The organism is Streptomyces sp. NPDC094143, assembly GCF_040303825.1.
Classification (GTDB): Bacteria; Actinomycetota; Actinomycetes; order Streptomycetales; family Streptomycetaceae; genus Streptomyces.
On sequence record NZ_JBEOTZ010000004.1, the window covers coordinates 39,770 to 57,032 of the forward strand.

The following is a 17,263-nucleotide window of genomic DNA, read 5'->3' on the forward strand; positions in this document are numbered from 1 at the left end:
AGCTGAGAGGTGGGTCACATCCACCAGGGGGATGTCACATTGCGGGGCCCTGCCCTGCTCGCAGAGGTGAGCGCGTACACGGGAGGGCCACGCATGACCGAGATCTCCGCACCCGGCACCGACGCCCCGCTCGACGAGGCGACCGGGGTCTTCGTCGACCACCGCGAGCTGCTGTTCGGCGTCGTCTACAACATGCTCGGCAGCGTCGCCGACACCGAGGACGTCCTGCAGGAGACATGGCTGTCCTGGACCGCCCGCGGCGGGGGTGCTCCGCTGGCCGGGGTCGACAACCCCCGCGCCTATCTGGTCCGGGTGGCGGTCAACCACGCGCTGCGCCGCCGCGCCGCGATCAGCCGGCGGCGGGAGACGTACGTCGGCCCGTGGCTGCCCGAGCCGCTGGTCGCCGACGAGGACGCCGGCACCGCCGACGGCCCGGCCCTGCGCGGCGAGGCGGTGTCGCTGGCGATGCTGGTGGTCCTGGAGTCACTGACGCCACTGGAGCGGGCGGTGTTCGTGCTGGGCGAGGTGTTCGGCTATCCGCACGCCGAGATCGCCGGCATCATCGACCGCTCCCCCGCCGCCGTGCGTCAGCTGGCGCACCGGGCACGGGAGCACGTGCACGCGCGGCGTCCGCGCTACCAGGCGCATCCGCGGGTGCGCCGGGAGGCGACCGAGCGGTTCGTGCGGGCGGCGCTCGGCGGGGACATCGCCGAGCTGATGGAGGTCCTCGCGCCGGACGTGACCGCGTGGACGGACGCCGGAGGCAAGCGCCGGCGGGCGGGCCTGCGCCCGGTGCACGGCCGGGACAAGGTGACCCGCCTGCTCACCTCGGGCCGGGGCGGACCGGAGCACCCGGTGTGGCGCTACCGGCGCGTCAACGGCGACGACGCGGCGGTGCTGTTCGACGGCGACGCGCCCTTCGCCGTGCTGGTCCTGGACCTCACCCCGGAGGGTGACCGGGTGCGCGGCATCTACGTCGTGGCCAACCCCGACAAGCTGGCCCACCTGTCCCGGGAGGCGGCGTGAGCGCGGGGCGGGGCGAGCGGGTCACCGACTGGTTCGACGGCCGGCTCGGCGTCCACACGCTCGGCAGGAAGTACCTGCGCAAGGTGTTCCCCGACCACTGGTCGTTCCTGCTCGGTGAGATCTGCCTGTACAGCTTCGTGGTGCTGGTCCTCACGGGCGTGTACCTGACGCTGTTCTTCCACCCGTCGATGAACGAGGTGGTCTACGACGGGAGTTACACCCCGCTGAACGGGGTGCGCATGTCCGAGGCGTACGCCTCCACCCTGGACATCAGTTTCGACGTGCGCGGCGGGCTGCTGATCCGGCAGCTGCACCACTGGGCGGCGCTGGTCTTCGCCGCCGGGATGCTGACGCACATGATGCGGCACTTCTTCACGGGCTCGTTCCGCAAACCCCGTGAGGTCAACTGGCTGTTCGGCTGGCTGCTGCTCTTCCTCGGCCTGTTCGAGGGGCTGTTCGGCTACTCGCTGCCGGACGACCTGCTGTCGGGCACGGGCCTGCGGTTCGTGCACGGCGCGCTGCTGTCGGTGCCGATCGTGGGGACGTACCTGGCGATGTTCCTGTTCGGCGGCGAGTTCCCCGGTGACGACATCGTGGCCCGCTTCTACGCGCTGCACGTGCTGCTGGTCCCCGGGGTGATGGCGGCGTTGATCGTGGTCCACCTGCTGCTCGTCGTGTACCACAAGCACACCCAGTTCGCGGGGCCCGGGCGCACCGAACGCAACATCGTGGGGACGCCGTTCATGCCGGTGTACCTGGCGAAGGCCGGCGGTTTCTTCTTCCTGGTGTCCGGGGTGCTCGCGCTGATCGCGGCGGTGGCGACGATCAACCCGGTCTGGTCGTACGGCCCCTACCGCGCCGACCAGGTGTCCACCGGTGCCCAGCCCGACTGGTACCTGGGCTTCGCGGAGGGGCTGGTGCGGATCATGCCCGGCTGGGAGATCACGCTGTGGGGTCACACGCTGGTGGCGGGCGTGCTGATCCCCGTCGTGGTGTTCCCGCTGCTGCTGGTTTTCATCGGGGTGTACCCGTTCCTGGAGGCCCGGTTCACCGGCGACCGGCACGAGCACCATCTGCTGGACCGGCCGCGCAACCGCCCGGTGCGCACGGCGATCGGGGCGGCCTGGATCGCTCTCTACCTGGTCCTGCTGGCGGGCGGCGGCAACGACGTCGTGGCGACCCGCTTCCACCTGTCGATCAACACGGTGACGTGGGCGGTGCGGATCGGGATGTTCGTGGTGCCGGCGGTGGTCTTCGTCGTGACCCGGCGGATCTGCCTGGGACTGCGGGCGCGCGACCGGGAACTGGTGGCGCACGGCAGGCCGACGGGGGTGATCAAGCGGCTGCCGCACGGCGAGTACGTGGAGGTGCACGAGCCCCTGGACCGGGCGCGGCTGCACACGCTGACCGCGCACGAGCGGCCCGGGGAACTCGTCGTCAGGAAGGGGCGCGACAGAACTCCCGGACGGTCCGGTTGAACGCCTCCGGGGCCTCGATGTCACTGAGGTCCCCGGCACCGGGCAGCACCACCAGCGTGGCCCCGGATCGCCGCGAGGAACGCGCGGGCGACGAGGTCGACCGGGGAGCGGCGGTCGAGCTCGCCCCACGGCAGCAGCGTGGGCACCGTGATCCCGGGCAGCAGGTCGCTGAGGTCGGCCTCGGCCATGAGGGCGGGCTCGGTGCGCAGTCGGGCGGGGCCGAAGCGCGCCGGTCCGTCCCAGGCGACGACGGTGAACTCGTCGGCGGGAGTCCCCAGTTGCGGACGGAACAGGCGGGCGTCGGTCGTCGCACCGTGCGCGAGCACGAGGGGCGGACCCTGGCCCACCCGGTCGTACCCGACCTCGGTGCCGTCGACCCGCACCGCGTGCATGGCAGCAGGCTACGCGCGGGTACCGGGGGCGTCCTGACGCGGGGACGCCCCCGGTACCCGCGGCGGTGCCGCGGTGCTAGCCCTGGTCCGCCACGAAGGAGGCCATGCGGGTCAGGGCGGCGTTCCAGTTGATCGTGTGCTCGTTGGTCGACCAGGACTGGATGTCGTCGATGTAGCAGAACTGGCCGACGCAGCCCTGCAGCTTGCTCTGCGCGTAGGGGTCCTGGATGCTCGAGTTCGGCCCGCCCGCCAGCGTGCCCGCCGGCGGGTTGGGCAGCGTCGGGTCGAGCTGGCGGGCGTACCAGCGGCTGTGCTGGTTCTGGGCGCTGACCTCGCCGTAGCCGGTGACGTAGGAGATGTTGAGCGCGTTGCGGCCCAGGATGTAGTCCATGCTCTGCAGCGCGCCGTCGCGGTACTTCGTGGCACCGGTGATGTCGTACGCGGTGGCGAGGACGACGGCGTTGTTCAGGACCTGGTGGCTGGAGCCCCAGTCGTACCTGGCGCCGTCCGGGGCGTACGGCATGCCGTAGGGGTGTGCCTTCAGGGTGGCCAGGTAGCCGTCGGCGCCCTTGATCACGGACTGGCGCACCTTGTCGCGGCCGGGCAGCCTGCTGGGCACCGTGGCGAGGTCGAGCCGGCCGGCCGCGCCGGTGCGGGCCCAGTCGAAGCCGAGGGGCTTGAACAGGTCGGCCGTGTGAACGGGTGACTTCAGCAGGTACTCCTCGAAGCGCCGCTCCCCCGTGGAGAGGTACAGCTCGGCCGCCGCCCAGTAGAAGTCGTCGGACACGTCGGTGTCGGGGTAGGCGCCGCCGCCGATGCCGTCGTTCTCGGAGGCGTAGCGGTCGGGGTGGGCGAGCGCCGCCGCCCAGGCCTTGCGCGCGGCGGCGAGCGCCTTTCCGGCGAACGCCTTGTCGTGGGGCCGGTACAGGCGTGCCGCCTGCGCGGCCGTGGCGGCCAGGTTCAAAGTCGCGGCCGTGGACGGCGGATGCAGTTCGCGCTTCTGCGGGTCGTCGTGCGGCATCAGCGGCAGGCCGGTCCACTGCTCGTCGTGGATCTTGTGATGGGCCATGCCCGCCAGCGGCTGCCCGTCGGGCACCTGCATCCTCAGCAGGAACTCCAGCTCCCAGCGGGCCTCGTCGAGGAGGTCGGGCACCTTGTTGCCGCTCTCGGGGATGGCCAGGCTGCCGTCTCCGAGCTTGCCAGCGTCGCCGGTGCGGGCGTGCAGGGCGCGTTCGTAGGTGCTGAGCAGTTCCCAGGTGGAGATGCCGCCGTTGACGACGTACTTGCCGTGGTCGCCGGCGTCGTACCAGCCGCCGCTGACGTCGAGCGTGTAGTCGCAGACGCCGGGCTGGCAGGGCACGGCCGTGTCGCCCTGGTTGGGTGCCACGCCGGCGTGCCCGGCCGGGCGGCCGTAGCCGGGCCGCAGGTCCTCGCGTATCGCGGTGCCGCTGCGCTGGGTGTAGTAGTACTTCGCCGAGTCCAGCCGGAGCCGCTCGTAGGCGCCCGCGTCGATGTCGAAGGGGCGGCTGGTCTCGCCGTCGGCGACGAGGGTGAGGCCCGTGCCCTTCTGTCGGTAGGCGCCGAAGTCGATGGAGTGCACGTTCTGCCCGGAGGAGGCGTCGACACCGCGCGGCACGCTGGTGCCCCGGGCGACGACCGTCCCCGCGGAGTTCCTCAGCTCCCAGGGCAGCTTCGCCGTGGCGTCGGTGACGAGGGTGGCGTTCTTCGGCCCGGCGGGCAGGTAGGCGACCTGGTTGACGCGGACCCGGGGCCCGGTGTCGGGCTCGTACGGCTCCGGCGTCACCCCGCCCAGCAGCGACACGTCGTCCATGCAGAAGCGCCACGGGTCCGCGCTGCCACCGAGCTGGAAGCCGACCTGGCCCTGGGCGGTGTCGACGGGCGAGGTGAAGGTGTACGCGTAGGTGTCGCCGGAGACGCTGAGCTGCGGCGTCACCTCGTGGTACGTGTCGTACGGCGCCACCGACAGGCCGACGATCGCCCGGACCACGTGTCCGGCGGGGCTGCCGGTCGCGCTGAAGGAGAAGCGGTAGGTCTCCCCCTTCACGAGGGTGATGTCGTTCTGGCCGACGGCGGCGTCCCAGCGGTTGGTGGTGCCGCCGGGGACATCGGCGCAGAGCCGGCCGTCGGACAGGCCGGCGGTGACGTTGCTGGTCGTCCACCACGGTTCGGTGGTGGTGTCGAAGGTGCCGTTCCTGACCTGTTCGGCCTCCTCGGCACCGGCCGGTGCGGAGGGCAGCGCGGTGAGCGCGGTCGCCAGCAGGGCCGTCAGGGACAGCAGGGCGGTTCTGCGTCGTTTCACGTCTCGGCTCCTCCGGGAGGTGCGGGTGGCGCTCGGCGTGGGAGCGCTCCCAAATGCGGACGCAGGCCATGGTTGTGGCAGATGTGACGCGCCGTCAACGGTCCGGACGTGACTGGCTCGGAGAAGGCATCGACTCCCGTCCGGACCACCGCGCGCCCTGGTCGCGGACGGCGCGGCCGTGACGGGCGCGTGCCTGCGCGTACGGGCTTGTCGCGGGCCTGCCCGCACCCTGACATCCGTCAGTGTCGCGACGCCCCTGGCGCGCCCTACGGTCCGAGGCGCTGACGCGGGGAGCTCCCGGCCGGTACGGCACCCGGTGGAGCAGGAGAGATGAGCGCTCCGGTCGGGTGCCAGCAGCAGCCGTGGTGACGGCGTCTCGCCGTTGGAAGGGCTGCGTCGGTTGCGACTACTGAGGGGATCACATGAGCCTGAGAAGAATCGGAACACGGGCGGCTGCGATGGTCGTGACGATGATCGCCGCTGTCCTCGTGCCGCTGGCGGTGTCGGCGCCGGCACAGGCAGCACAGGACGGTGCGGCCGGAACGACCGCATGGACACCGCAGATCTCCCCGCTGTTCTCGGGCGAGTGGGTGAAGCGGGACGTGCCGGCCGACAAGCGGAACTCGGAGCTGCTCACGTGCTCCCTGGCATCCGGGATCGCCTGCGTGGCGGTTGGTCAGGGCGACGGCAAGCTCAGCGTCTTCCACCTGTTCAGGTGCGAAACGCGCTCGCTCTCGAACTTCGTCGACTCGCTCTTCGCCCGCAACAACCAGACCGGCGGAGCCCAGGTCCGTTTCTGGGGTCCCACGTACTCGTACTACGCCCCCGCGGACGGCAAGATCTACAGCTTCCCGGACTACGCGACGTACGACTTCAACAGCCTCGACATCTGCTGAGGGCGCATCGACCCGGGTCGGTCACCGACCCGGGTCGGTGACGCCGCCCGCACGGCTTGACGGCTGACGCCTCGACAGAGTCTGTTTGGTCACGATCAGTTGTGAGTACTCCTGGGCCTTGATGAGGGAGAGCCGCCCTGCGCTTGTGCCCCCGCCCTCACATCGGCCTGATCGCGCCTCGGCCGCGCTGGGCCGGACCGCATGGGGGTTACCCCTCCGCGCCGGGCATCCACGGACTAGTCTGGAACTCAACTGACCTCCCTGTTCACTGTGAGTGTCCGTATGGAGTGGCGACGATGAGCCCGGACGAGCCGTTCGACGACGGCGTGGCGGCCCGTGCCGTCATCGCCGCCGACGGCACGCTCACCGAGTGGAACGAGGGCGCCCGCCGCCTGCTCGGGCACCCGGCCGACGAGGTCGTGGGCCGCCCGGCCGCGCGGTTGCTGGCCGACGGGGCGGACGCACCGCCCACGCCCGTCGACGCCCGCTGGAGCGGCACCCTGCGTCTGCGTCACCGCGACGGCCGCACACTGTCCGTGTGGGTCCTCGCCCACCGCCGGCCCCCCGACGGCCCGGGCATCACCGACTGGCTCGCCGTGGCCCCGCCCGAGATGCCGGACCACGACGCCTCGGTCGACCCGCTGCTGCGGGCGGCCCTGACGCAGTCACCCTGCGCCACGATGATCTTCGACGAGCGGCTGCGGCTGCACGGCGTCAACGACGCCATGGCGGACCTCGTCGGGCTCCCGGCCGACCGCCTGCGCGGGCTGCGGCCGACCGACATCGGCAGCCGGCCGCAGAGCCGGGAGCTGGAGGAGCACCTGCGCCGAGTGCTGCGGACTGGCCGGCGGCAGGACATGCAGACCTACATGAAGGCCACCGGCGAGGACCGGGGGCCGCACGCCTGGCTGGCCCGGATCGCCCCGCTCACCGACGACGCGGGGCGGGTGCGGGGCGTGTGCGTGACCGCCCACGACTTCTCCGAACAGTACCGGTCACGCGAGCGGCTGCAGCTCGTCAACGAGGCGAGCGTGCGTGTCGGCACCACCCTCGACGTCACCCGTACGGCCCAGGAGCTGGCGGACGTGTGCGTCCCGGCGCTCGCCGACTTCGTCAGCGTCGACCTGCTCGAACCGCCCGCGCAGGGCGGCGAGCCGTCCGGACCGCCGGCACCGCCGGTGAGCCTGCGCCGGGCCGCCCACCAGTCGGTCAACCCGGGCAGTCCGGAGGCCGTCGCCAAGCCCGGCCAGGTGGACGTCTACCCGGAGGGCTCCCCGCAGGCCGCCTCCCTGGTGGCCGGCCACACGGTCGTGGCCTCCGGGTCCTCCGCCGACCTGGAGCGGTGGCTGGCCTGGGACCCGGTCCGCTTCCGGCGGGTCCGCGAGTACGGCATCCACTCCACGATGTCCGTCCCGCTGCAGGCCCGGGGCACCACCCTCGGCGTCGCGGTCTTCACCCGTTTCCGGCGTCCGGAGCCCTACACCGACGACGACGTGCTGCTGGCCGAGGAGGTCACGGCCCGCGCCGCCGTCTGCATCGACAACGCCCGCCGCTACTCCCGCGAGCGCGAGACCACCCTCGCCCTGCAGCGCAGCCTGCTGCCCCGCACCCTGCCGCGCACGGCGGCGGTGGAGGCGGCCTCCCGCTACCTGCCCGCCATCCGCTCCGGCGTGGGCGGCGACTGGTTCGACGTGATCCCGCTGTCCGGGATGCGGGTCGCCATGGTCGTCGGGGACGTCGTCGGCCACGGCATCCAGGCCTCGGCCACCATGGGCCGGCTGCGCACGGCCGTCCGCACGCTCGCCGACATCGACCTGGCCCCCGACGAACTGCTCACCCACCTCGACGACCTGGTCGTCCGGCTCTCCCAGGAGTCCGGCGGCGGTGACCCGGGTGCCGGGGAGGTGGGCGCGACCTGTCTGTACGCGGTCTACGACCCGGTGTCCCGGCGCTGCACCCTGGCCCGGGCCGGGCACCCGCAGCCCCTGCTGGTGCCGCCGGACGGTCCGGCCCGGCAGCTCGACCTGCCCTCGGGGCCACCGCTCGGGGTCGGAGGGCTGCCGTTCGAGTGCGCCGAGGTGGACCTGCGGGAGGGCAGCGTCCTGGCGTTCCACACGGACGGGCTGCTCGCCGGCCGCGACCGGGACGTCGACGCGAGCCGGTCGATGCTCCGCGAGGCCCTGTCGGCGCCCGCCGACTCCCTGGACGAGACCTGCGACCGGGTGCTGCACGCCCTGCTCCCGCCGGGCGGCTCCGCCGACGACGTGGCCCTGCTCCTCGCCCGCACCCGCGGTCTGCCCTCCTCGCAGGTGGCGACCTGGGACATCCCCGCCGATCCGGCGCTGGTCGCCCCCATCCGCAAGCAGGTCGTCGACCAGCTCGAACGCTGGGGCCTCCTGGACGCCACGTTCACGGCCGAGCTGGTGGTCAGCGAGCTGGTCACCAACGCCATCCGCTACGGCGCCCCGCCCATCCGGCTCCGGCTGATCCACGACGCGACCACGCTGATCTGCGAGGTCTCCGACACCAACCACACGGCACCGCACCTGCGGCGGGCCAAGACCTGGGACGAGGGCGGGCGCGGCCTGCTCCTGGTCGCGCAGCTGACCCAGCGCTGGGGCAGCAGGCACACCACCGAGGGCAAGACGATCTGGGCGGAGCTGGCGCTGCTCGACGAGGCCTGACCCGGCCGGCGGGGCGTTCGCGGCTCTTTGCGGATTCTTACCTCCACCTGGTTCCCTGTGCGGGCACGACCTGCCCGCGTCCCGGAGGACCCCCTGCACACCCCGCTCGCCGAAGTCCTGTCCGTGACGCTGCTGGCCGCCGTGCTCCTGTGGGCCGTCGCCCGTCCCAAAGGGCTGCCCGAGGCCGTGCTGGCGGTGCCGGCCGCCGCGCTCGCCGTCACCGTCGGCATCGTCCCGCCCGGCCACGCCTGGGAGGAGATCCAGCGGCTGGGCCCCGTGGTCGGTTTCCTCGCGGCGGTGCTGGTGCTCGCCCACTTCTGCGACGTCGAGGGGCTCTTCACCGCGTGCGGCGCGTGGATGGCCCGGTGGGCCGCGGGGCGACCCACCCGGCTGCTGACGGCGGTGTTCGCCCTCGCCTCCGTCATCACGGCCGTGCTCAGCCTGGACGCCACGGTCGTCCTGCTCACCCCGGTCGTGCTCGCCACCGCCACCCGCATGGGCGTCCGGGCCCGACCGCACCTGTACGCCTGCGCCCACCTGTCGAACACCGCCTCGCTGCTGCTGCCGGTCTCCAACCTGACCAACCTGCTGGCCTTCACGGCGAGCGGGCTGAGTTTCACGCGGTTCGCGGCCCTGATGGCCCTGCCCTGGCTGGTCGCGATCGCCGCCGAGTACCTGGTGTTCCGGCGCTTCTTCGACGACGAGCTGAGCGCCCCGCTCCCCTCCCCGGACGCCGCCGGGCCGCCCGAGCCGCTCCCGCTGTTCGCGCTCGTCACGGTCGGCTGCACGCTGGCCGGGTTCGTGGTGGCCTCGGCCGTCGGCATATCACCCGCGTGGGCCGCGCTGGCCGGGGCGCTGGTGCTGGCCGGGCGGGCCCTGCTGCGGCGGCGGGCCACCCCGCTGACGGTGCTGCGGTCCGCCGCGCCGGCCTTCCTGGCGTTCGTGCTCGCGCTCGGCGTCGTCGTGCGCGCGGTCGTCGACCACGGGCTGGCCGACGCGCTGCGGCGGGTGCTGCCCGGCGGAACCGGCCTGCTCGCCCTGCTGGGCATCGCCGCCCTGGCCGCCGTGCTGGCGAACCTCATCAACAACCTGCCCGCGGTGCTCGTGCTGCTGCCGCTGAGCGCGGGGGCCGGTCCCGGTGCCGTGCTGGCGGTGCTGCTCGGTGTGAACATCGGCCCCAACCTGACCTACGCCGGGTCGCTGGCGACCCTGCTGTGGCGGCGGATCGTGCAGCGGCACGGGCACCGGGTCGGGCTCGGGGAGTTCACCCGGCTCGGCCTGCTCGCGGTGCCGGCGGCGCTGGTACCGGCCGTGGTGGCGCTGTGGCTGTCACTGCGCGTCCTCGGGGTCTGAGGGACCGGACCGGCGGCGGCTCGCCCGCGGGTCAGCGGCGGCCGTCCCCGTGGCCGCCGTATCCGTAGCCGCCGTATCCGTCGTATCCGTAACCGGGGTAGCCGTAGCCCGGAGGGCCGTACCGGCCGTCCTCGTCGCAGTAGTGGCCGTAGCGGTGACAGGGCGGTTCGCTGGAGGCCGAGCCGCTGTCCGGCGCGGGCTCGGACGTGGTCGGGGCAGCGGACGGGGGCGGTGCCGGCGTGGTCGTCCGGGACGGGGTCGGGCTGGGTGTCGGGGTGGGCGTGGGCCGGGGGGACGGCAGGGCGGCGTCCCAGGTGACGGCCTCCATCCGCAGGTCGGCCTTGGCCGTGTCGATCACCCAGCGCTGCGCGTCCTGGTCCGCCCGGGCCTTGAGGACCAGGGAGCCCGAACCGTCCGTCGCTGCCGGGGCCAGGGCCAGGTCCTGGTCCGAGCGGGGCACCAGGGCGCCCTGGAGGGTGAAGTCGTAGCGGACGTTCCTGGTGTCCGGCTGGGAGGCGCCCGTACAGGGGGCCAGCCGCACGGAGTAGCCGAGCCGCGAGTCCAGGCACAGCTCGGGAGCGGCGCCGCTGCGCAGCAGACCGTCGGTCTCGTACGTCCACTGCTGGGCGGAGGCCGCGGAGCAGGGGACGAGTTCGGCCTCCGCGCCTTCGACGGCCTTCCCCCCGTCGACGCCGACGCACAGGCCGGAGCCGACGTTGTGCAGCCGGCCGCGCAGCGCGCCCTTCCCGGCGTCGCCCGCCCCGGCCCACGACGGGTCGCGGGTCTGCTCGCCGGGACCGGCATCGGGTGCCTCCTCGGCACCGCGCCCGGCGCCGGAGGGGCCGTCGTCACCGGGGTTCGCGAGGGACCACAGGACCAGCGGCAGGACGACCAGGCCGCTGACGGTCAGGACACCCGCGGTGAGGTGACGGCGGCGGGCCGCGCGGCGGGCCGCCTTGTGGGCGGATCTGCGGGCGGCGGCGCGAGGTCCCACGGCGCGCGGGCCGGGGATCGTGCCGACGGGTGCCGTGGTGCCGGGTGCGGGGGCGGGGCCCGGGCCGGCATCGTCCTGAGCGGCTTCGGCGCCCGCCGGGGTTGCGGGCGGTGCCACGCCGCCGCCCCGGGCCGCGGCGTGGTCCGTGAACGACCCCACACTGCCACCCCCGGCCCCAGCGTGGTCCGTGAACGATCCCACACTGCCACCCCGGGTCGCGGCGGGGTCGGTGAACGACTCGCCGATCGCGCCGGCCAGGGCTACCGGGTCCGGGAAGGGCTCCCGGGCGGGACCGGCCGGACCGGGACCGGCCGGACCGGGGGCGGCCTCACGCGGGGGATCGGACGGGGCCGTGAACAGCTCGGGGGCCGGGACGGCGGGTGCTCCCCCGGCCGCCGTGCCCGCGGGCATCCCGCTCTCGGGCCACAGCTGCGGGGTTCCGCTCAGCCGGCCCTCGGCGTACTGCCGCCCACCCCAGCCGAGCACCGCCTCCGCCAGGGCGGCTCCGAGGCCGCGGTTGAAGCAGCCCAGCTGGTCGGCGGCGGCGCCGCAGTGCCCGCAGTTGCCGATATGCGCGCGGAGATCGGGGTCGATGTCGCGACCGCCCCGCCGGTAGGTCACGTCCAGCAGTCGGAGGTAGCGCCGGCACTCCTCGTCCGGGGCGAGTTCGCGGTGGAGTTGGAGGCACTCCTCGCGCAGCCGGTCGCGGGCCCGCTCCAGTTCGACGCGAGCGCCTTCCTCGTCCAGGCCGAGCAGCCCGGCGGGGGCGGCCGGCGGTTCCGCCTCGACCTCGACGTGCCACAGCAGACAGCGGGCGGACTGGGGCAGCCGCGGGAACGCCCCGGACAGCAGACGCCGGTGCGGCGGGGGCAGCAGCCGGGCGGCCGGCCGCTCGGCGCCCTTGGTGCGCAGGTCGGGGTGGAGCATGTCGCGCCGGTGGTCTCCGGCCCATTCGGCCGCGATGCGCCGGACGGTCACCAGCAGGTGCGGACGCCAGGCGGAGGTCGGGCCGTTCTGGCGCAGGGTCTCCCCGAAGAGCCGGGTGAACGCGGCGGTGGTGAGGATGCCCGCGGTACGCGGGCCGTCGGTGCACAGCCGGGCGTAGGCGAAGCCCGCCTCCCAGTGCCGGTCCAGCAGCTCGCCGACGGGGTGCAGTGCGGGGGTCGCCCCCGTCCACCTCCGGAGTTCGGCACTCAACTGCTCGTCCGTCGCTCCGGACCCGCGGGAGTGGGCCGGGGAATTCGACGGGCCTGCGTCATTCACGACTGCATTCCTCTCAAGGACATGCGGGAGAAAGTCCAGACCAAGGGGTATGCCGGCACATCGGCCTCGCGCATACCGGAATGGCGTGTTGTCCGCACGCCGACACGGCACACCTTTGCACAGGTCAGCGAGAGGGAACAAGAGATCCCTCGGTTTCGTGCATTGCGTGCGCGACCAACGCCTTTTGACAGAATGTCGAACAGCGAAGGGATTGGGATTTCCGCTCTCTTCCCGCATTCAGCGGCGGGCCCGGTAGGCACCGGGCGGTATCCCGTAGCGCTCCCGGAAGGCCCGGTTGAAGTGGAAGGGGCTGGCGAAACCCGAGGCCGCGGCGACGCGTTCCACGGGCAGGTCGGTGTTCTCCAGCAGCCGGGCCGCGTGCCGCAGCCGGGCCTCACGCAGGGCCCGCATGGGCGACTGGCCGAGCTGCCCGCTGAACAGGTGGGCGAAGCGGGACGGTGACAGGGCGACGTCCTCGGCGAGCGAGCGGACGGTGTGCGGGGCGCCCGGGTCGGCGGCGATCAGCTCCTCGGCCCGGCGGACGCGGGCGTCCAGACCCGGCCGGCTCACCGCCGGCCGGGCGGCGGCGGTGGTGAGGACGACGATCTCCTCCAGGGCGCACAGGGCGAGTTCGCGGGCGGCGCTGCCGTGTGCGACGGCGATCTGCCCGTCGGAGGCGTCCGGGTCGGGCGGTGCGCCGGTCCCGGTCCAGCGGGCGTCGGCGTGCGTCCGCCGGAAGGCCGCCTCGACACGGCCGTGCAGTGCGGCCGGGACCGACGGGACGGCGTACACCCCGTCGCCGGTGCCGTACGGCCGCAGCCAGGCGGTCCACGCCGGGCGGGCCTGGCAGTGCGCCCACCAGAACCGCCAGTGCCGGGCGCCGGGTCGGACCGCGTAGCCGTGCGGGACGCCCGGGGCGAGCACGACGAGGTCGCCCGGGCCGGCCGGGGTCCGCGCACCGCCCTGCCACAGCAGTCCCCGGCCCCCCGTGGTCCAGGTGACGAGCCAGCTCGGGGAGCCCTGCGGCCGGTCGACCGCGTAACCGGAGGGCTGGTCGAAGTGGCCGAGCACGACCAGGCCGGGCGGCGGGGCCGGGTCCCCGCCGTCACCCCGCGCAGCAGTGCCGGGCAATCCGTCAGCACGCACGGGCATCCTCCTCGGCATCGCGGCGGCCTAGCGTGAGGACCGGGGAGGTCACCGACCGAGGAGTGCGTTCATGACAGTCACGGGCAACGGCGCCACCGGCGCTCCCATCCTGGACCACGCCGGGCTCCGGCGGTACCGCGAGGGCTTCGAGGAGGACGGCTGCACGGTGGTGCGCGGCCTGTTCGGGGCCGCCGAGATCGACCGTTTGTGCGGGGAGTTCGCGGCGCTGCGCGAGGCGGGCCCGGTGCCCGGGCACTTCGCGCCGCGCGCCGCCACGCCGGACGCGGATCCGCTGCGCGTGTGGCCGCGCGTGATGCATCCGCACGAGATCAGCGACCGCGCGCGTGCGGTGCTGCTCGACGCCCGGCTGCGGACGGTGCTGGAGGCGCTGCTCGGGGAGGAGGTGCTGGCCGCGCAGAGCATGTTCTACTTCAAGCCGCCGGGCGCCCGGGGGCAGGCGCTGCACCAGGACAACTTCTACCTGCGGGTCGAACCGGGCACATGTGTGGCGGCGTGGGTGGCCTGCGACGTGATCGACCGGGAGAACGGCGGTCTCGAGGTCGTGCCGGGCACGCACCGGATGGACCTGTTCTGCCCCGAACTCGCCGACTCGGAGGTGTCCTTCGCGCGGGAGTACGTCCCGCCGCCGCCCGGGCTGACGGCCGTGCCCGTCGACATGCGGCCGGGGGACGTGCTGTTCTTCAACGGCAGCCTGGTGCACGGCTCACAGCCCAACCGTACGGCCGACCGGTTCCGGCGGTCGTTCATCGGGCACTACGTGGGGCGGTCCGCCGAGCGGATCGGGGCGTTCTACCGGACCCTGTCGATGAACGGGGCGCGGGTGGCGCTGCCGGAGAGCGAGGGCGCCGGGCCCTGCGGCACGGAGTTCGCACCGCAGGGACCCCACTAGTCACACGGCCTCAGTGACCGGCGATGGGGTGCGGGGCGTAGGGCCGTTCCAGCTCCTCCAGTTCCTTGCCGTCGAGTTCCAGCTCCACCGCGGCCACCGCGTCCTGGAGGTGCTGCGGCTTGGCGGCGCCGACGATCGGGGCCGTCACCGTGGCCTGCTGGAGGAGCCAGGCCAGGGCGACGCGGGCGCGCGGCACGCCGCGGGCCTCGGCGATGCGCGTGACGGCCTCGACGATCGCGCGGTCGCCGTCCTGGTAGAGGGTGCTGCCGAAGGTGTCGGTGGCGCTGCGGCCGGTCGTGGTGTCCCAGTCGCGGGTGAGGCGGCCGCGGGCGAGCGGGCTCCACGGCAGCACGCCCACGCCCTGGTCGGCGCAGAGGGGCAGCATCTCGCGCTCCTCCTCGCGGTAGATCAGGTTGTAGTGGTTCTGCATGGAGACGAAACGGGTCCAGCCGTTCAGCCGCGCGGTGTACTGCATCTTGGAGAACTGCCAGGCGTACATCGAACTCGCCCCGATGTAGCGGACCTTGCCCGCCCTGACGACGTCGTGGAGCGCCTCCATCGTCTCCTCGACCGGGGTGTGCGGGTCGAAGCGGTGGATCTGGTAGAGGTCGACGTAGTCGGTGCCCAGACGGGCGAGGCTCCGGTCGAGCTCGGTCATGATCGCCTTGCGGGACAGCCCGCCGCCGTTCGGCCCGGGGCGCATCCGGCCGTGCACCTTCGTCGCCAGCACGATCTCGTCGCGGCGGGCGAAGTCGCGCAGGGCCCGGCCGACGATCTCCTCGCTGGTGCCGTCGGAGTAGACGTTGGCGGTGTCGAAGAAGTTGATGCCCGCCTCGACCGCCTGCCGGATCAGCGGACGGGAGGCCTCCTCGTCGAGGGTCCACTCGTGCGTGCCGCGGTCGGGCAGGCCGTAGGTCATGCACCCCAGACAGATCCGCGAGACGTCCAGGCCCGTCGAACCGAGCTTCACGTACTGCATCGTTGCTGCTCCTGCCTTCGGGAGGGTTTCCAGGGCCACCGTACGTGCTGGTGTGCCCTCGAAGTCGGGGCCGTCCGGCGGCCGGGCGGTGGTTGCTGCCCTCAGGTGACCGCCCGGCGTGGGAGCGGTGGGGCGGCCCGTCCGACGGCGCATCCTCGGCGCAGGTGACCGGCGCCCGGCCGGTCGGTCGCGTACGGGAGGACACGTGGCGACACGACGGAGGACACTCAGGATTTTGACCGGCGCGGCCGCGGTCTCCGCCGCGCTCGTCTCCACCGCCTGGAGCCGCCCGGTGCCACCACCGGCCGACGTCCGGGCCGAGGCATCGGTGGCCGGGACATCGACGGCCGAGGCATCGGTGGCCGGGACATCGACAGTCGGGACATCGGTGACCGGGACGTCGACGGTCGGGACATCGACGGCCGGGACATCGGTGACCGGGGCAACGGCGGCCGGGACATCGACGTCCGGAGCGCCGGCGACGCTGTGCGCGCCCGCTGGTGTGCTGCGGGGCGCGGGCGGTGAGCGGGCCGTGGTCAGCGTGTGCGCGGGCAGCGGCACCCCGGTCATGGCCGTCTCGGCCCCCGCCTCCTGCCGCCGCCCCGGGACGTCAGTCCGGTACGCGTGTCTGACCTCCGGCAGCTGGACGGCGCGGCGCGACGGGACGACCGTGGCCTCCGGGACCCTGCCCGGTTCCCATCCGTACCCCGGCCCGGGCACCTACGACATCACCGCCTCGGTACACGTGCGGTCCACGCCTTCCGGTGTGGACCTGCACGGCACGGTCCGGGCCACGCTCACCCTGACCGCGCCGAAGCAGCGGCCCACGCACCGGGTCGAGGTCGACCGGCTCACCCTGCGCCCCGGCACCACGACCACGCTGACCTACCGGGTGTACCGCGACAGCGACCAGGGCGACGGCAGTGCGCGGTTCGGGCTGATCGGCGAGGAGGCCAGCGGGGTGCGGATCAGCACGGCGGACGCCCGGTGCGTCAATCCGCTCGTCGGCCGGGCCCCGTCGCGGGACCGCCTGCGGTACGCGGTGGACTGCGCGCTCACCGACCTGCAGCCGGGGCGTGCCGCCACCGTGCGGGTGAAGGTGCGGCTGTCGTCGGCCTGCTCGACGGTGGTCTCGAAGCTGGGCTACTGGATGCCGCGCGGGCAGGCGCTGTACACCGGCGGCATGGTGGAGGGCCCGACGGTCGGCTGCTCCTGACCTCAGTCGTGTGCGAGCAGGTCCAGCGCCCGCTGCCAGGCGAACTCCGGCCGTCCGCCGTCCGGTCCGGGCTCTGAGGAGTACGGCCCGCCGAAGCGGACGCCCATTCCGCCGAGCCGTTCGAGGGCCGCCCGGTAGGCGGGGTGGGTCGCCAGCGCCTCGGCCACACACGGCAGGACGGCGATGGGCACCCCCAGCCCCGCGGCCTCGCAGAGGGTGCCGAGGGCGAGGGTGTCGGCGATGCCCGCCGCCCACTTGTTGACGGTGTTGAAGGTGGCGGGCGCGACGACGACGGCGTCGGGTGCCGGGAACGGGCGCGGTTCGCCCGGGGTGCGCCACGCGGACCGGATCGGGCGGCCGGTGCTGGCCTCGACGGCCGCGGTGTCGAAGAAGCCGTTCATGGCGACCGGCGTCGCGATGACCCCGACCTCCCAGCCCCTCTCCTGAGCGGCGGCGATGAGCTCGCCGACCTCCGCGGCGATGCCGGCGGCGCAGACGACGACGTAGAGGAAGGGCTTGCGGGCGGTCTGTGCGGTCATCCCCGAAACCCTAGTGACCGCGCGGGCCTTGGCAGCGCGGAGGTGTCACCGCAGGTGTCACCGCAGG

The 17,263-nt window shown here is 73.6% G+C and carries 13 protein-coding genes; 7 read left to right on the forward strand and 6 right to left on the reverse strand.

What is annotated here, in order from left to right; all coding sequences use genetic code 11:
* Positions 1-93: 93 nt before the first annotated feature.
* Complete coding sequence (locus ABTZ58_RS06600) at positions 94-1,026, forward strand: sigma-70 family RNA polymerase sigma factor (protein WP_351351077.1); 933 nt, start codon at positions 94-96, stop codon at positions 1,024-1,026.
* Entirely contained in the window at positions 1,023-2,504 is a 1,482-nt protein-coding gene (gene qcrB / locus ABTZ58_RS06605) for a cytochrome bc1 complex cytochrome b subunit (protein ID WP_351351079.1), read from the forward strand. The genes ABTZ58_RS06600 and qcrB overlap by 4 nt, the downstream gene beginning before the upstream one ends.
* Before the next feature lie 20 nt (positions 2,505-2,524).
* Here qcrB and ABTZ58_RS06610 read toward each other — a convergent pair whose 3' ends face one another.
* Together ABTZ58_RS06610 and ABTZ58_RS06615 are read right to left on the reverse strand one after the other, a co-directional pair.
* Positions 2,525-2,896: an alpha/beta fold hydrolase gene (locus ABTZ58_RS06610; RefSeq protein WP_351351081.1), complete on the reverse strand. Its 372-nt coding sequence runs from the start codon at positions 2,894-2,896 to the stop codon at positions 2,525-2,527.
* A 76-nt stretch (positions 2,897-2,972) separates the two neighbouring features.
* Entirely contained in the window at positions 2,973-5,216 is a 2,244-nt protein-coding gene (locus tag ABTZ58_RS06615; RefSeq protein ID WP_351351083.1) for a glycoside hydrolase family 9 protein, read from the reverse strand.
* Positions 5,217-5,638: 422 nt separating this feature from the next.
* On the opposite strand from ABTZ58_RS06615, the gene ABTZ58_RS06620 reads away from it, so the two are divergent.
* The 3 genes from ABTZ58_RS06620 (at position 5,639) to ABTZ58_RS06630 (ending at position 10,149) form a co-directional block, all read left to right on the forward strand.
* Entirely contained in the window at positions 5,639-6,112 is a 474-nt protein-coding gene (locus tag ABTZ58_RS06620) for a hypothetical protein (RefSeq protein WP_351351085.1), read from the forward strand.
* A gap of 296 nt (positions 6,113-6,408) precedes the next feature.
* Entirely contained in the window at positions 6,409-8,796 is a 2,388-nt protein-coding gene (locus ABTZ58_RS06625) for a SpoIIE family protein phosphatase (RefSeq protein WP_351351087.1), read from the forward strand.
* Between the two features lie 93 nt (positions 8,797-8,889).
* Positions 8,890-10,149, forward strand: coding sequence for an SLC13 family permease (locus ABTZ58_RS06630; RefSeq protein ID WP_351351843.1), 1,260 nt, complete (start codon positions 8,890-8,892; stop codon positions 10,147-10,149).
* A 31-nt stretch (positions 10,150-10,180) separates the two neighbouring features.
* On the opposite strand, the gene ABTZ58_RS06635 is transcribed toward ABTZ58_RS06630, so the two are convergent.
* Both ABTZ58_RS06635 and ABTZ58_RS06640 read right to left on the reverse strand, forming a co-directional pair.
* On the reverse strand, positions 10,181-12,406 hold the full coding sequence (locus ABTZ58_RS06635; RefSeq protein WP_351351089.1) for a ricin-type beta-trefoil lectin domain protein: 2,226 nt from the start codon (positions 12,404-12,406) through the stop codon (positions 10,181-10,183).
* 237 nt (positions 12,407-12,643) lie between these two features.
* Positions 12,644-13,558, reverse strand: coding sequence for a helix-turn-helix domain-containing protein (locus tag ABTZ58_RS06640; protein ID WP_351351091.1), 915 nt, complete (start codon positions 13,556-13,558; stop codon positions 12,644-12,646).
* A gap of 64 nt (positions 13,559-13,622) precedes the next feature.
* Here ABTZ58_RS06640 and ABTZ58_RS06645 point away from each other — a divergent pair, with 64 nt between their 5' ends.
* A complete protein-coding gene (locus tag ABTZ58_RS06645; protein ID WP_351351093.1) occupies positions 13,623-14,462 on the forward strand; it encodes a phytanoyl-CoA dioxygenase family protein in 840 nt (279 codons plus the stop codon).
* Between the two features lie 10 nt (positions 14,463-14,472).
* Here the strand turns inward: ABTZ58_RS06645 and ABTZ58_RS06650 are convergent, their stop codons facing one another.
* Positions 14,473-15,441 carry an aldo/keto reductase gene (locus tag ABTZ58_RS06650; protein ID WP_351351095.1) on the reverse strand — a complete coding sequence of 323 codons (969 nt, stop codon included), beginning with the start codon at positions 15,439-15,441 and terminating at the stop codon, positions 14,473-14,475.
* Between the two features lie 205 nt (positions 15,442-15,646).
* Between ABTZ58_RS06650 and ABTZ58_RS06655 the strand changes: the two genes are divergently transcribed.
* Positions 15,647-16,657 (forward strand): hypothetical protein, encoded by a 1,011-nt coding sequence (locus tag ABTZ58_RS06655; RefSeq protein WP_351351098.1) that lies wholly within the window; start codon positions 15,647-15,649, stop codon positions 16,655-16,657.
* A gap of 2 nt (positions 16,658-16,659) precedes the next feature.
* Here the strand turns inward: ABTZ58_RS06655 and ABTZ58_RS06660 are convergent, their stop codons facing one another.
* Entirely contained in the window at positions 16,660-17,196 is a 537-nt protein-coding gene (locus ABTZ58_RS06660; protein WP_351351101.1) for a flavoprotein, read from the reverse strand.
* Between the last annotated feature and the right edge of the window lie 67 nt (positions 17,197-17,263).

Coding starts and splice junctions, on each gene's coding strand:
- ABTZ58_RS06640 (WP_351351091.1), bottom strand. CDS start 13,558: ATGCCCGTGCGTGCTGACGGATTGCCCGGCACTGCTGCGCGGGGTGAC.
- ABTZ58_RS06625 (WP_351351087.1), top strand. CDS start 6,409: ATGAGCCCGGACGAGCCGTTCGACGACGGCGTGGCGGCCCGTGCCGTC.
- ABTZ58_RS06645 (WP_351351093.1), top strand. CDS start 13,623: ATGACAGTCACGGGCAACGGCGCCACCGGCGCTCCCATCCTGGACCAC.
- ABTZ58_RS06600 (WP_351351077.1), top strand. CDS start 94: ATGACCGAGATCTCCGCACCCGGCACCGACGCCCCGCTCGACGAGGCG.
- ABTZ58_RS06660 (WP_351351101.1), bottom strand. CDS start 17,196: ATGACCGCACAGACCGCCCGCAAGCCCTTCCTCTACGTCGTCGTCTGC.
- ABTZ58_RS06610 (WP_351351081.1), bottom strand. CDS start 2,896: ATGCACGCGGTGCGGGTCGACGGCACCGAGGTCGGGTACGACCGGGTG.
- ABTZ58_RS06620 (WP_351351085.1), top strand. CDS start 5,639: ATGAGCCTGAGAAGAATCGGAACACGGGCGGCTGCGATGGTCGTGACG.
- ABTZ58_RS06650 (WP_351351095.1), bottom strand. CDS start 15,441: ATGCAGTACGTGAAGCTCGGTTCGACGGGCCTGGACGTCTCGCGGATC.